The organism is Bacillus sp. FSL R5-0593 (assembly GCF_038603755.1).
GTDB classification, from domain to species: Bacteria; Bacillota; Bacilli; order Bacillales; family Bacillaceae; genus Bacillus; species Bacillus velezensis.
The window spans coordinates 95810-110327 of record NZ_CP152011.1 but is presented as its reverse complement, the minus strand read 5'-3'; the positions used below and the strand labels follow the sequence as shown (position 1 = coordinate 110327).

General features: G+C 47.9%; 7 protein-coding genes, 9 tRNA genes and 4 rRNA genes. All 20 read right to left on the bottom strand.

The window, feature by feature from the left end; genetic code table 11:
• Nucleotides 1-10: 10 nt before the first annotated feature.
• Nucleotides 11-1111 (bottom strand): PIN/TRAM domain-containing protein, encoded by a 1101-nt coding sequence (locus tag NYE36_RS00595; protein ID WP_113766798.1) that lies wholly within the window; start codon nucleotides 1109-1111, stop codon nucleotides 11-13.
• 113 nt (nucleotides 1112-1224) lie between these two features.
• Complete coding sequence (gene disA, locus NYE36_RS00590) at nucleotides 1225-2307, bottom strand: DNA integrity scanning diadenylate cyclase DisA (protein WP_007410390.1); 1083 nt, start codon at nucleotides 2305-2307, stop codon at nucleotides 1225-1227.
• A 3-nt stretch (nucleotides 2308-2310) separates the two neighbouring features.
• A complete protein-coding gene (gene radA, locus NYE36_RS00585) occupies nucleotides 2311-3690 on the bottom strand; it encodes a DNA repair protein RadA (protein ID WP_014304212.1) in 1380 nt (459 codons plus the stop codon).
• Nucleotides 3691-3783: 93 nt separating this feature from the next.
• Nucleotides 3784-6216 carry an ATP-dependent protease ATP-binding subunit ClpC gene (gene clpC, locus NYE36_RS00580; protein WP_007410388.1) on the bottom strand — a complete coding sequence of 811 codons (2433 nt, stop codon included), beginning with the start codon at nucleotides 6214-6216 and terminating at the stop codon, nucleotides 3784-3786.
• Nucleotides 6213-7304 carry a protein arginine kinase gene (locus tag NYE36_RS00575; protein WP_003156398.1) on the bottom strand — a complete coding sequence of 364 codons (1092 nt, stop codon included), beginning with the start codon at nucleotides 7302-7304 and terminating at the stop codon, nucleotides 6213-6215. The genes clpC and NYE36_RS00575 overlap by 4 nt, the downstream gene beginning before the upstream one ends.
• Nucleotides 7304-7861 carry a UvrB/UvrC motif-containing protein gene (locus tag NYE36_RS00570; protein WP_007410387.1) on the bottom strand — a complete coding sequence of 186 codons (558 nt, stop codon included), beginning with the start codon at nucleotides 7859-7861 and terminating at the stop codon, nucleotides 7304-7306. The genes NYE36_RS00575 and NYE36_RS00570 overlap by 1 nt, the downstream gene beginning before the upstream one ends.
• Nucleotides 7862-7874: 13 nt before the next feature.
• On the bottom strand, nucleotides 7875-8339 hold the full coding sequence (gene ctsR, locus NYE36_RS00565) for a transcriptional regulator CtsR (RefSeq protein ID WP_003156396.1): 465 nt from the start codon (nucleotides 8337-8339) through the stop codon (nucleotides 7875-7877).
• A gap of 227 nt (nucleotides 8340-8566) precedes the next feature.
• Nucleotides 8567-8682: ribosomal RNA gene (gene rrf, locus NYE36_RS00560) — 5S ribosomal RNA — on the bottom strand.
• Between the two features lie 50 nt (nucleotides 8683-8732).
• Nucleotides 8733-11662: ribosomal RNA gene (locus NYE36_RS00555) — 23S ribosomal RNA — on the bottom strand.
• Between the two features lie 175 nt (nucleotides 11663-11837).
• A 16S ribosomal RNA gene (locus tag NYE36_RS00550) occupies nucleotides 11838-13387 on the bottom strand.
• 164 nt (nucleotides 13388-13551) lie between these two features.
• A tRNA-Ala gene (locus tag NYE36_RS00545) sits at nucleotides 13552-13627 on the bottom strand.
• Between the two features lie 4 nt (nucleotides 13628-13631).
• Nucleotides 13632-13708: transfer RNA gene (locus tag NYE36_RS00540), tRNA-Pro, on the bottom strand.
• 16 nt (nucleotides 13709-13724) lie between these two features.
• Nucleotides 13725-13801, bottom strand: a tRNA-Arg gene (locus NYE36_RS00535).
• Between the two features lie 11 nt (nucleotides 13802-13812).
• Nucleotides 13813-13898 (bottom strand) — tRNA-Leu (locus NYE36_RS00530).
• 14 nt (nucleotides 13899-13912) lie between these two features.
• Nucleotides 13913-13987, bottom strand: a tRNA-Gly gene (locus NYE36_RS00525).
• 24 nt (nucleotides 13988-14011) lie between these two features.
• A tRNA-Leu gene (locus tag NYE36_RS00520) sits at nucleotides 14012-14093 on the bottom strand.
• Between the two features lie 6 nt (nucleotides 14094-14099).
• A tRNA-Lys gene (locus tag NYE36_RS00515) sits at nucleotides 14100-14175 on the bottom strand.
• Nucleotides 14176-14211: 36 nt separating this feature from the next.
• Nucleotides 14212-14287 (bottom strand) — tRNA-Thr (locus tag NYE36_RS00510).
• A gap of 5 nt (nucleotides 14288-14292) precedes the next feature.
• Nucleotides 14293-14368: transfer RNA gene (locus NYE36_RS00505), tRNA-Val, on the bottom strand.
• A 23-nt stretch (nucleotides 14369-14391) separates the two neighbouring features.
• Nucleotides 14392-14507: ribosomal RNA gene (gene rrf, locus NYE36_RS00500) — 5S ribosomal RNA — on the bottom strand.
• The 16S, 23S and 5S rRNA genes sit together here with 9 tRNA genes alongside, the layout of an rRNA operon.
• Nucleotides 14508-14518 lie beyond the last annotated feature (11 nt).

The window sequence follows — 14518 nt, the reverse complement described above, 5'->3', positions numbered from 1 at the left end:
GAACTCCCTCTTAAAGAGCTTTCTCAAGCAGCTTGGGCTTGGCAAAAATCATTCGTCCCGCCGCTGTCTGCAGTACGCTGGTTACGAGCACATCAATATGTTTCCCTATATAATTGCGGCCTTCTTCCACAACAATCATCGTCCCGTCATCCAAGTAAGCCACACCTTGATTATGCTCTTTCCCGTCCTTAATCACCTGCACATTCATCTCTTCGCCCGGAAGCACAACCGGCTTCACCGCGTTTGCAAGGTCATTAATATTCAGTACCGCAACCTTCTGAAGCTCACATACTTTATTTAAATTAAAATCATTCGTCACAACGACACCGGATGTCAGCTTCGCAAGTTTGACAAGCTTGCTGTCAACCTCCTGAATGTCCTCGAAGTCGCCTTCATAAATTTCAACCGTAATATCCAGTTCCTTTTGAATGCGATTCAAGATATCCAGTCCGCGGCGTCCTCTGTTACGTTTTAAAACATCTGAAGAATCAGCGATATGCTGTAATTCCTCCAGCACAAATTGAGGAATGACAATGACGCCTTCTAAAAAGCCCGTCTGACAAATATCTGCAATTCTCCCATCAATAATAACACTTGTATCCAAGATTTTCAGCCTTTTATCCTGTTCCTCCTGCTCCTCATCAGCACTTCCCTTTTTCTTCTGCATTCTTGCAGAAATGGAGAAAAGACTGATCAGTTCATCCTTTTTCTTAAATCCGACTTGGAAGCCCAGGTAACCGAGAAAGAAAGCCAGAAAGACCGGAATGATGGTGCTGAATATACGGTACGGAATATTGTCCAGCGGAATCACGTTTACAATGAGATATGCGATGATAAGTCCAAAAACCAATCCGAGACTCCCGAATAACAGATCCGGCACCGGAGCTCTCAGCAAAGAATCTTCAATCCATTTTACCCAATTAATCACATATTCTGTCGTCCATATACTGATGAGAAAAAAGATAATAGCACCAATTGCAGCAGACGTATATGGGTTTGTTATTAAAGGTATGTCCTGTATATTTGACAGCACAAACAATTCAGGTATTAAAAAGATACCGACAACGCCGCCCACAATAATGAAGAACGCCTGAACTATTCGTTTTAACATACCTCCACCTCCTTTTAAGTAGCATTTTTTCAGCAGACTGTCAGAGCCTACAAATTCAGAATAAACAAAAACTAACAATAATATACCCGGATTCCGACAGGTTTAAGCGATTCTTAAAGCTGTCTATCTATATAGTGTTTTTCCTGAAGGCGTTTTAAGCCTTTTTTGATTTTTTTGGCGCGCACTTCGCCGATACCTTCGACATCATCAAGCTCTTCTACAGTGGCTTCCGTTATGCTTGGCAAAAATCCGAACGCCTCAACGACATTTTCAACAATCGGCATCGGCAGACGCGGAATTTTGTTCAGCAGCCTGTATCCTCTCGGGAGCACATAATCATCAAGATTGGTAGAAGCCGGATATCCAAGCAGCTTAAACAGAATGGAATCATCAAGCAGATCATAGCTGGACATATCCTGAAGCTCTTTTAACAGCACGAACGGATCTTTGATTTTTTCTTTGACATAGTCTTTGATGAAAAGCGCCGCCTCTTCTTCCATGTCCGTAATCAGTTCAATCACCTGCAGACGGATTAAGTGGCCTTCCGTTCCGAGTTCTTTAATATACATATTGATTTCATTTTTTATTCGGAGCACCATTTCATATCGATGCATGACGGACAGCACGTCACTGAATGTCACAAGCTCCTCAAACTCTAATGCGTTTAAAGCCGTAATCGTTTTGTCTAAAATGGTTTTATACTTCTCGAGCGTTTGAATGGCCTGATTTGCCTTTGTTAAAATAAAACCTATGTCCTTTAGTGTGTACTTCATGCTGTCCTGATATAACGTAATGACATTTCTGCGCTCAGAAATGGCGATGACGAGACAGCCGGTCTGCTTCGCCACCCGTTCCGCCGTACGGTGTCTCATTCCCGTTTCTGAAGAAGAAATGGTCGCCTCCGGCATAAGCTGCGTATTCGCATAAAGAATTTTCTGGCCGGAATCACTTAGAATAATGGCACCGTCCATTTTGGCCAGCTCGTATAAGTGAGCGGGCGCAAATGATGTATTAATATGAAAACCGCCATCCACGACTTGCTTTACCTTATCATTGTATCCGACAACAATCAGGCCGCCTGTATTTGCCCGAAGTACATTCTCTATCCCGGCTCTGAGCGGGGTGCCCGGTGCAACGAACTGCAGAATTGCAGACAGGTCAAGCTCTTGTTTCGCCCCTTTTTTCTCTTTTTCCATCTATTATGATCCTCCTAATGAAGTACGAAGCGCTTCTGCAACATTTGCTACTCCGACAACCTCAATCCCTTTTGGTATTGTCCACCCGTCTGCATTCGCCTCAGGTATGATCATGCGCTTGAAGCCGAGTTTCGCCGCTTCCTTTACGCGCTGTTCGATTCTTGACACCCTGCGGACTTCTCCTGTCAGACCCACTTCACCGATAAAGCAATCTGCGGGATTCGGCGGTGTATCTCTGAAGCTTGAGGCAATGCTGACGGCTACTGCCAAATCAATCGCCGGTTCATCCAGTTTGACCCCGCCGGCGACCTTTAAATACGCATCTTGATTTTGAAGCAAAAGACCCACCCGCTTCTCAAGCACAGCCATAATTAACGACACCCTGTTGTGGTCAATGCCTGTAGCCATACGGCGCGGGTTTCCAAAACTGGTCGGTGATATGAGCGCCTGAATTTCAACCAGGATCGGTCTCGTTCCTTCCATTGACGCAACGATACTCGAACCCGATGCCCCGGCAGAACGCTCTTCCAAGAAAATTTCAGAAGGGTTCAGCACTTCCGTAAGCCCCTCTTCCCGCATTTCAAAGATGCCCATTTCATTTGTGGAGCCGAAACGGTTTTTTACGGCCCGCAAAATACGGAATGTATGGTGCCGCTCTCCTTCAAAGTATAGAACGGTATCGACCATGTGCTCAAGCAATCTCGGCCCTGCGATCGATCCTTCTTTTGTGACGTGCCCGACGATAAAAATAGGTATGCCGTTTGTTTTCGCGATTTTCATCAATTCGGCCGTACACTCTCTTACTTGTGATACACTGCCGGGAGCTGAGGTGATATCACTTTGATAAACGGTCTGAATGGAGTCTACGACAACAAATGCGGGTTTCATCTCTTGTATAGCAGACGAAATATACTCCATATCGGTTTCAGATAAAACATGTAACATTTGGCTGTTGATTCCAAGTCTGTCGGCGCGCAGCTTCGTTTGCTTCACGGATTCTTCCCCTGAAATGTAAAGCACGCTGCCGGCCGTATCAGCTAATTGTGCGGATACTTGGAGAAGGAGCGTTGATTTTCCGATCCCGGGATCGCCGCCGATTAATACTAACGAGCCTTTCACAACGCCGCCGCCAAGCACTCTGTTGAATTCTTCGAGCTTTGTTTGGACGCGGGGTTCTTCCGATGTTTCAATTGATGTAATGGGTGATGGTTTCTGGACGGTTTGAACGGAGTGGGAGAAAGCCGCCCGCCGATTCGCCGGCGCTTTTTTTATGGTTTCTTCCACCATTGTATTCCAAGCCCCGCAGCCCGGGCACTTTCCCATCCATTTTGCGGATTCATAACCGCATGAGTGGCAGATGAATTTTGTTTTTGATTTAGCCATATATGTTGTAAGACCTCTTCCTTATCGAATATTTCTCTATATAACAAAGTGAGGCATACACTCGCTTACGTATGCCTCATGTTTGTCACTATATTAGTTCGTTTTAGCAGTTGTTTTTACGACAAATTCGCCGTCCTCAACATCAAGAACAATGTGCTGGCCTTTATCAATATTGCCTCTGAGGAGTTCTTCTGATAACCGGTCCTCCACATGCTTTTGAATCGCTCTTCTTAACGGACGTGCGCCGTATTCCAAATCGACGCCCTCTTCTGCCACTTTTGCTTTTGCAGCATCCGTCAGCTCGATAGAGAGATCTTGTTCTTTCAGACGTTTTGTTAACTGATCAGACATAAGCGACACGATGTCTGTAAGATGTTTTTTCTCAAGGGAGTGGAAGACGATAATTTCGTCAATCCGGTTGATAAACTCAGGTCTGAAGGCACGCTTCAGCTCTCCCATGACTTTGTCTTTCATGTCTTTATGGTTTTGTGATTCATCCTGCACATTGAAGCCCACATATTTGTTGCGTTTCAGCTCGCTCGCTCCGACGTTTGACGTCATAATCAGGATCGTGTTGCGGAAATCCACAGTGCGTCCTTTTGAATCAGTCAAGCGTCCGTCTTCAAGCACTTGCAGGAGTATGTTAAACACATCAGGATGCGCTTTTTCAATTTCATCAAGCAGTACGACAGAATAAGGTTTTCTTCTCACTTTTTCTGTCAGCTGACCGCCTTCATCATAGCCGACATATCCCGGAGGAGAACCGACAAGACGTGAAGTTGAGTGTTTCTCCATGTATTCGGACATATCCACTCTGATCATCGCTTCCTCATCACCGAAAATGGATTCCGCCAGCGCTCTTGCCAGCTCTGTCTTCCCAACGCCTGTAGGGCCTAGGAAGATGAATGAACCAATCGGGCGTTTCGGGTCCTTCAGACCGGCTCTTGCACGTCTGACAGCCTTTGCAACGGCTACAACAGCTTCATCCTGGCCGATGACGCGGGAGTGCAGAATGCTTTCCATATTGAGAAGCTTATCTGTTTCCGTTTGGGCAATTTTAGATACAGGCACCCCGGTCCAGCTGGATACAACCATCGCAATATCCTCTACAGAAACTTCGGAGTTCTCCTGGCCTTGTTTTTCTTTCCAGGTTTTTTTCGTGTCTTCCACCTGTTCTCTCAGGCGCTGCTCCGTATCACGAAGGGAAGCCGCTTTTTCAAACTCCTGGCTCTGAACGGCAGCGTCTTTTTCCTTGCGAACTTCATCGAGTTTCTGCTCAAGCTCTTTTAAGTTCGGAGGCGTTGTGAACGAACGGAGACGCACTTTTGAACCGGCTTCATCAATTAAATCGATCGCTTTATCCGGAAGGAAGCGGTCAGAAATATAACGGTCGGACAATTTTACCGCCGCTTCAATCGCTTCATCGGTAATGGATACGCGGTGATGCGCTTCATAGCGGTCACGGAGTCCTTTTAAAATTTGAATGCTTTCATCGGCTGACGGCTGATCCACCTGAATCGGCTGGAAACGGCGCTCGAGAGCCGCGTCTTTTTCGATATATTTACGGTATTCATCAAGCGTTGTCGCGCCGATGCATTGAAGCTCTCCGCGGGCCAGTGAAGGTTTTAAGATATTCGACGCGTCAATCGCACCTTCTGCTCCCCCCGCTCCGATCAGTGTATGCAGTTCGTCAATGAATAAAATAATATTGCCGGCCTGACGTATTTCATCCATTACTTTTTTCAAGCGGTCTTCAAATTCTCCGCGGTATTTCGTACCGGCTACAACCGTACCCATGTCTAATGTCATTACGCGTTTATCACGTAAAATTTCCGGCACTTCATTATTGATGATCTGCTGTGCAAGGCCTTCAGCAATCGCGGTTTTACCGACACCCGGTTCTCCGATAAGAACGGGGTTATTCTTCGTTCTGCGGCTTAATACCTCAATAACACGCTGAATTTCTTTGCTTCGGCCGATAACCGGATCAAGACTGTCTTCCTTCGCAATCGCAGTTAAATCACGCGCCAGACTGTCCAGCGTCGGCGTGTTTGCATTGCTGTTCGTACCGGATGCAGAAGATCCCGTCTCATTGCTTCCCAGAAGCTGCAGCACTTGCTGTCTCGCTTTATTCAAGCTGACACCGAGATTATTCAGAACTCTCGCCGCTACGCCTTCTCCTTCACGAATCAGTCCGAGAAGTATGTGTTCTGTTCCCACATAAGAATGTCCTAGCTTTCTAGCTTCATCCATGCTGAGCTCAATGACTTTTTTTGCTCTTGGCGTATAATGAATCGTTTGAGACATTTCCTGTCCCCGTCCGATTAAGCTCTCCACTTCTTTCTGAATTTTATCCGAACCGAGTCCGAGTGCTTGGAGTGCTTTAGCCGCAATCCCTTCTCCTTCACGAACCAGACCTAATAAGATATGTTCAGTTCCAATATTGTTATGGCCTAAGCGCAGTGCTTCTTCCTGTGCCAGTGCCAATACCTTTTGAGCTCGCTCTGTAAACCTTCCAAACATCATATCGAATCATCCTCCTGTCTATTTGCACTCATTTCTAAATGCAGCCTTTCCCTGATAAGAGCCGCTCTTCTCGCGTCTCTTTCGTTCGGCCGTAATGCACCGCCCGAATATTGCTGGAGAAAACCCGGCTGTGTCAAAATCATCAGTTCATTAAGTATATTGCTTGATAGCCCTTTAATGATCCCCAGGTCTATCCCCAGCCGAACGTCAGAAAGGCATTTCGCCGTTTCCTTTGATTCAATCATACGGCAGTTGGATAAAACACCGTAAGACCTGAATACCCGATCCTCCAATTCAATTTTCGAGGTTTGGTAAAGCGCTTCTCGGGCTGAACGTTCCTGCTCAATCAGCTGGGCAGCCACACTGTTTAAATCATCTACAATGTCCTGTTCTGATTTTCCGAGTGTGATTTGATTTGAAATTTGAAAGATATTTCCTAATGCTTCGCTGCCTTCACCGTAAATTCCTCTAACAACTAAACCTAATTGGTTAATTGCCGGTATAATTCGATTCATTTGCCTAGTTAATACAAGGCCCGGCAAATGCATCATGACTGAAGCCCTTAGTCCCGTCCCTACATTTGTAGGACAGCTTGTTAAGTACCCTCTCTTCTCTCCAAAGGCGTAATCCACTTTCTCCTCAATCCAGTCATCAACCTGGTTTGCCGCTTTTATGGCGTTGAGAAGCTGGAAGCCGGGGAAGAGGCATTGAATTCTGATATGATCTTCTTCATTTAACATAATGCTGACTTCTTCATTTTCAGAAAGCAGACAGCCGCCAAAAGGAGATTCCGTTAAATTAGGACTGATCAGATGTTTCTCCATCAGCACCCGTTTTTCCAAAGGCTGAGCTTCACTCATTCTGATTAAATGAAATTGACCGATATCAGGCAGTTCTTTTCCTGAAAAGTGATCTTCGAATTGCTGAATGATGGATGAGGCTTCTTCATTCGTATACCTGGCAGGAAACTTTATATTTTCAAAGTTTCGGGCCAACCGTATACGGCTGCTGAGTACAATGTCACTTTCAGGTCCCTTTTGCTTCATCCAATTGCTTAGTGCGTCCTGAATAAAATGCTTGAGCGACATTACCCTTGTTCCCCCTCACTGTCTTTACTTTTTAATTTCTGCTCTAACGATCGGATCTGATCCCTGACCTCCGCTGCTCGTTCAAACTCTTCGTGGTGTATTAAAGATTCAAGTTCTTTTTTTAACATTTCCATTTGCCGTCTTACATGCAGGTTTCCGCCTATTCGTTTTGGAATTTTCCCGGCATGCACCGTATTCCCGCTGTGAACTTTTCGCAAGATCGGCGTAATTTGGCTGTAGAACGTATCGTAACATTCCGCACAGCCGAAACGCCCTGTTTTTCTCAGCTGCTGAAACGTCATACCGCATTTCTTACAAGCTGTGCCTTGCTCTGAGTAGCCGAACATTTGAGAACCGGTGTTTTGAAATGAAGACTCCATATTCAGCAGCCCTGATAATAAATTATGGATCGAGAACCCTTGGTTTCCACTTATACTGTATGAATCGCTATTTTCTTTTGCACATTGTTCACAAATATGAACTTCTTGTTTTTCTCCATTAACAACTTTCGTAAAGTGAAAAGTGGCCGGTCTCTCATTGCATTCTTGACAAATCAATCTTTTCACCCGCTTACTTTAGTTTTAAAGATGTGAGCATTGCTTTCATCATTCTGGCTCTTAGTTCATCCCGTTCGGGCAAATCAATATATAGAACTGAACGATCCATTACACTCACCATCATTTTAGCTTCTCTTTCCGAAATAACTCCGTCCTCTAACAGTCTGAGAATAATATCATCAGAGGCTGCCTGGGACAAGTGGGTATGAATCTGCGAAATAATATTATTGATGAGGACGACTTCGTTATTCATTTTAATTTTGATAATACGAATATAACCGCCGCCTCCCCGTTTACTTTCAACAATATATCCTCTTTCACTTGTAAATCTGGTGTTGATGACATAATTTATTTGGGAAGGAACACATTGAAATTTATCAGCGATTTCACTGCGTTTGATCTCTAAAATTTCTTTGCCATTTTGATCTAATACTTGTTTCAAGTACTGTTCAATGATGTCAGAAATATTATGTCCCACTCAACCCCCTCCTTTATTGACTTTGACTATATTTGACTTTAATCTTACTATAAGGTGTTTCGCAAAATTTTTCAACTGTATCGCTCTATCTCTATTATTTCCACTTTGCACAAGCATAAAACCTGCTTTTGCAAAAAGGCATATCGTTACGTTTCTCATATTATATAACGTATGCAGAAAAACACAAAAAAGGCAGCTCATGATGAGCTGCCTTTACCGTAATGATAGCTTGGCGGCGTCCTACTCTCACAGGGGGAAACCCCCGACTACCATCGGCGCTGAAGAGCTTAACTTCCGTGTTCGGCATGGGAACGGGTGTGACCTCTTCGCTATCGCCACCAAACCATTGAGAGTGTTCTCTCAAAACTAGATAACAGTAAGCATACATTCAAATTGGTTAAGTCCTCGATCGATTAGTATCTGTCAGCTCCATGTGTCGCCACACTTCCACCTCAGACCTATCAACCTGATCATCTTTCAGGGATCTTACTTCCTTGCGGAATGGGAAATCTCATCTTGAGGGGGGCTTCATGCTTAGATGCTTTCAGCACTTATCCCGTCCGCACATAGCTACCCAGCGATGCCCTTGGCAGAACAACTGGTACACCAGCGGTGCGTCCATCCCGGTCCTCTCGTACTAAGGACAGCTCCTCTCAAATTTCCTGCGCCCGCGACGGATAGGGACCGAACTGTCTCACGACGTTCTGAACCCAGCTCGCGTACCGCTTTAATGGGCGAACAGCCCAACCCTTGGGACCGACTACAGCCCCAGGATGCGATGAGCCGACATCGAGGTGCCAAACCTCCCCGTCGATGTGGACTCTTGGGGGAGATAAGCCTGTTATCCCCGGGGTAGCTTTTATCCGTTGAGCGATGGCCCTTCCATGCGGAACCACCGGATCACTAAGCCCGACTTTCGTCCCTGCTCGACTTGTAGGTCTCGCAGTCAAGCTCCCTTGTGCCTTTACACTCTGCGAATGATTTCCAACCATTCTGAGGGAACCTTTGGGCGCCTCCGTTACCTTTTAGGAGGCGACCGCCCCAGTCAAACTGCCCACCTGACACTGTCTCCCCGCCCGATAAGGGCGGCGGGTTAGAAGGTCAATACAGCCAGGGTAGTATCCCACCGATGCCTCCACCGAAGCTGGCGCTCCGGTTTCCAAGGCTCCTACCTATCCTGTACAAGCTGTACCAACATTCAATATCAGGCTGCAGTAAAGCTCCACGGGGTCTTTCCGTCCTGTCGCGGGTAACCTGCATCTTCACAGGTACTATAATTTCACCGAGTCTCTCGTTGAGACAGTGCCCAGATCGTTGCGCCTTTCGTGCGGGTCGGAACTTACCCGACAAGGAATTTCGCTACCTTAGGACCGTTATAGTTACGGCCGCCGTTTACTGGGGCTTCAATTCGCACCTTCGCTTACGCTAAGCGCTCCTCTTAACCTTCCAGCACCGGGCAGGCGTCAGCCCCTATACTTCGCCTTACGGCTTCGCAGAGACCTGTGTTTTTGCTAAACAGTCGCCTGGGCCTATTCACTGCGGCTCTCTCGGGCTTGCACCCTAACAGAGCACCCCTTCTCCCGAAGTTACGGGGTCATTTTGCCGAGTTCCTTAACGAGAGTTCTCTCGATCACCTTAGGATTCTCTCCTCGCCTACCTGTGTCGGTTTGCGGTACGGGCACCTCTCACCTCGCTAGAGGCTTTTCTTGGCAGTGTGGAATCAGGAACTTCGCTACTATAATTCGCTCGCCATCACAGCTCAGCCTTCACGGGAAACGGATTTGCCTATTTCCCAGCCTAACTGCTTGGACGCGGATATCCAATACCGCGCTTACCCTATCCTCCTGCGTCCCCCCATTGCTCAAATGGTGAGGAGGTGGTACAGGAATATCAACCTGTTATCCATCGCCTACGCCTTTCGGCCTCGGCTTAGGTCCCGACTAACCCTGAGCGGACGAGCCTTCCTCAGGAAACCTTAGGCATTCGGTGGAGGGGATTCTCACCCCTCTTTCGCTACTCATACCGGCATTCTCACTTCTAAGCGCTCCACAAGTCCTTCCGGTCTTGCTTCACAGCCCTTAGAACGCTCTCCTACCACTGTTCGAAGAACAGTCCGCAGCTTCGGTGATACGTTTAGCCCCGGTACATTTTCGGCGCAGAGTCACTCGACCAGTGAGCTATTACGCACTCTTTAAATGGTGGCTGCTTCTAAGCCAACATCCTGGTTGTCTAAGCAACTCCACATCCTTTTCCACTTAACGTATACTTTGGGACCTTAGCTGGCGGTCTGGGCTGTTTCCCTTTCGACTACGGATCTTATCACTCGCAGTCTGACTCCCAAGGATAAGTCATCGGCATTCGGAGTTTGACTGAATTCGGTAACCCGGTAGGGGCCCCTAGTCCAATCAGTGCTCTACCTCCGAGACTCTTACCTTGAGGCTAGCCCTAAAGCTATTTCGGAGAGAACCAGCTATCTCCAGGTTCGATTGGCATTTCACCCCTACCCACACCTCATCCCCGCACTTTTCAACGTGCGTGGGTTCGGGCCTCCATTCAGTGTTACCTGAACTTCACCCTGGACATGGGTAGATCACCTGGTTTCGGGTCTACGACCACGTACTCAATTCGCCCTATTCAGACTCGCTTTCGCTGCGGCTCCGCATCTTCTGCTTAACCTTGCACGGGATCGTAACTCGCCGGTTCATTCTACAAAAGGCACGCCATCACCCGTTAACGGGCTCTGACTACTTGTAGGCACACGGTTTCAGGATCTCTTTCACTCCCCTTCCGGGGTGCTTTTCACCTTTCCCTCACGGTACTGGTTCACTATCGGTCACTAGGGAGTATTTAGCCTTGGGAGATGGTCCTCCCGGATTCCGACGGAATTTCACGTGTTCCGCCGTACTCAGGATCCACTCAGGAGAGAACGAAGTTTTGACTACAGGGCTGTTACCTCCTATGGCGGGCCTTTCCAGACCTCTTCATCTACCTCGTTCCTTTGTAACTCCGTACAGAGTGTCCTACAACCCCAAGAGGCAAGCCTCTTGGTTTGGGCTGATCCCGTTTCGCTCGCCGCTACTCAGGGAATCGCATTTGCTTTCTCTTCCTCCGGGTACTTAGATGTTTCAGTTCCCCGGGTCTGCCTTCTCATATCCTATGTATTCAGATATGGATACCACTCCATTACGAGTGGTGGGTTTCCCCATTCGGAAATCTCCGGATCAAAGCTTGCTTACAGCTCCCCGAAGCATATCGGTGTTCGTCCCGTCCTTCATCGGCTCCTAGTGCCAAGGCATCCACCGTGCGCCCTTTCTAACTTAACCGTTAAAAAGAATCACTACGTGATATCTTGCATTACTAATTGAATGTGAATTACTTCTGTTATCTAGTTTTCAAAGAACAACATCTCGAAGAATCGAATGATCCTTCAAAACTAAACAAGACAGGGAACGTTCTGTTTATAAGACCCAAGGTCTTATATTCCGTTAAAATCCTTAGAAAGGAGGTGATCCAGCCGCACCTTCCGATACGGCTACCTTGTTACGACTTCACCCCAATCATCTGTCCCACCTTCGGCGGCTGGCTCCATAAAGGTTACCTCACCGACTTCGGGTGTTACAAACTCTCGTGGTGTGACGGGCGGTGTGTACAAGGCCCGGGAACGTATTCACCGCGGCATGCTGATCCGCGATTACTAGCGATTCCAGCTTCACGCAGTCGAGTTGCAGACTGCGATCCGAACTGAGAACAGATTTGTGGGATTGGCTTAACCTCGCGGTTTCGCTGCCCTTTGTTCTGTCCATTGTAGCACGTGTGTAGCCCAGGTCATAAGGGGCATGATGATTTGACGTCATCCCCACCTTCCTCCGGTTTGTCACCGGCAGTCACCTTAGAGTGCCCAACTGAATGCTGGCAACTAAGATCAAGGGTTGCGCTCGTTGCGGGACTTAACCCAACATCTCACGACACGAGCTGACGACAACCATGCACCACCTGTCACTCTGCCCCCGAAGGGGACGTCCTATCTCTAGGATTGTCAGAGGATGTCAAGACCTGGTAAGGTTCTTCGCGTTGCTTCGAATTAAACCACATGCTCCACCGCTTGTGCGGGCCCCCGTCAATTCCTTTGAGTTTCAGTCTTGCGACCGTACTCCCCAGGCGGAGTGCTTAATGCGTTAGCTGCAGCACTAAGGGGCGGAAACCCCCTAACACTTAGCACTCATCGTTTACGGCGTGGACTACCAGGGTATCTAATCCTGTTCGCTCCCCACGCTTTCGCTCCTCAGCGTCAGTTACAGACCAGAGAGTCGCCTTCGCCACTGGTGTTCCTCCACATCTCTACGCATTTCACCGCTACACGTGGAATTCCACTCTCCTCTTCTGCACTCAAGTTCCCCAGTTTCCAATGACCCTCCCCGGTTGAGCCGGGGGCTTTCACATCAGACTTAAGAAACCGCCTGCGAGCCCTTTACGCCCAATAATTCCGGACAACGCTTGCCACCTACGTATTACCGCGGCTGCTGGCACGTAGTTAGCCGTGGCTTTCTGGTTAGGTACCGTCAAGGTGCCGCCCTATTTGAACGGCACTTGTTCTTCCCTAACAACAGAGCTTTACGATCCGAAAACCTTCATCACTCACGCGGCGTTGCTCCGTCAGACTTTCGTCCATTGCGGAAGATTCCCTACTGCTGCCTCCCGTAGGAGTCTGGGCCGTGTCTCAGTCCCAGTGTGGCCGATCACCCTCTCAGGTCGGCTACGCATCGTCGCCTTGGTGAGCCGTTACCTCACCAACTAGCTAATGCGCCGCGGGTCCATCTGTAAGTGGTAGCCGAAGCCACCTTTTATGTCTGAACCATGCGGTTCAAACAACCATCCGGTATTAGCCCCGGTTTCCCGGAGTTATCCCAGTCTTACAGGCAGGTTACCCACGTGTTACTCACCCGTCCGCCGCTAACATCAGGGAGCAAGCTCCCATCTGTTCGCTCGACTTGCATGTATTAGGCACGCCGCCAGCGTTCGTCCTGAGCCAGGATCAAACTCTCCGATAAAGTGTTTGACTGACTACGCACATCGCTGTGCGATTTATTTAAAACTTTGAATTAACAGGTACGTTTTGTCTTGTTTAGTTTTCAAAGATCATTTTGTTCACTTTCTCAAGCAACTTTTTAAGTATATAATAAGTTTCTTTTAAAGTCAACATATTTTTTATAAATGGTGGAGCCTAGCGGGATCGAACCGCTGACCTCCTGCGTGCAAAGCAGGCGCTCTCCCAGCTGAGCTAAGGCCCCGAAGTGGTCGGGAAGACAGGATTCGAACCTGCGACCCCATGGTCCCAAACCATGTGCTCTACCAAGCTGAGCTACTTCCCGATTTTTAAAAATATTATGGCGCGCCCGAGAGGAGTCGAACCCCTAACCTTTTGATCCGTAGTCAAACGCTCTATCCAATTGAGCTACGGGCGCATAACAATGAATGCCGAGGGCCGGACTTGAACCGGCACGGTAGTCACCTACCGCAGGATTTTAAGTCCTGTGTGTCTGCCAATTCCACCACCCCGGCGTGGATGGTATAGTTGGAGCGGAAGACGGGATTCGAACCCGCGACCCCCACCTTGGCAAGGTGGTGTTCTACCACTGAACTACTTCCGCATACAGGATAACTATCCTGTATAATGCGGGTGAAGGGACTTGAACCCCCACGTCATAAGACACTAGATCCTAAGTCTAGCGCGTCTGCCAATTCCGCCACACCCGCGTAACATGGTGAGCCATGAAGGACTCGAACCTTCGACCCTCTGATTAAAAGTCAGATGCTCTACCAACTGAGCTAATGGCTCTTTTTAAAAGACTTATGTTATTATCTTGTCCAAAAATGGTGCCGGCCAGAGGACTTGAACCCCCAACCTACTGATTACAAGTCAGTTGCTCTACCAATTGAGCTAGGCCGGCAAATATGGTGGAGGATGACGGGCTCGAACCGCCGACCCTCTGCTTGTAAGGCAGATGCTCTCCCAGCTGAGCTAATCCTCCATATATTACACTTACGTGTAATAGCTTGGCGGCGTCCTACTCTCACAGGGGGAAACCCCCGACTACCATCGGCGCTGAAGAGCTTAACTTCCGTGTTCGGCATGGGAACGGGTGTGACCTCTTCGCTATCGCCACCAAACCATTGAGAGT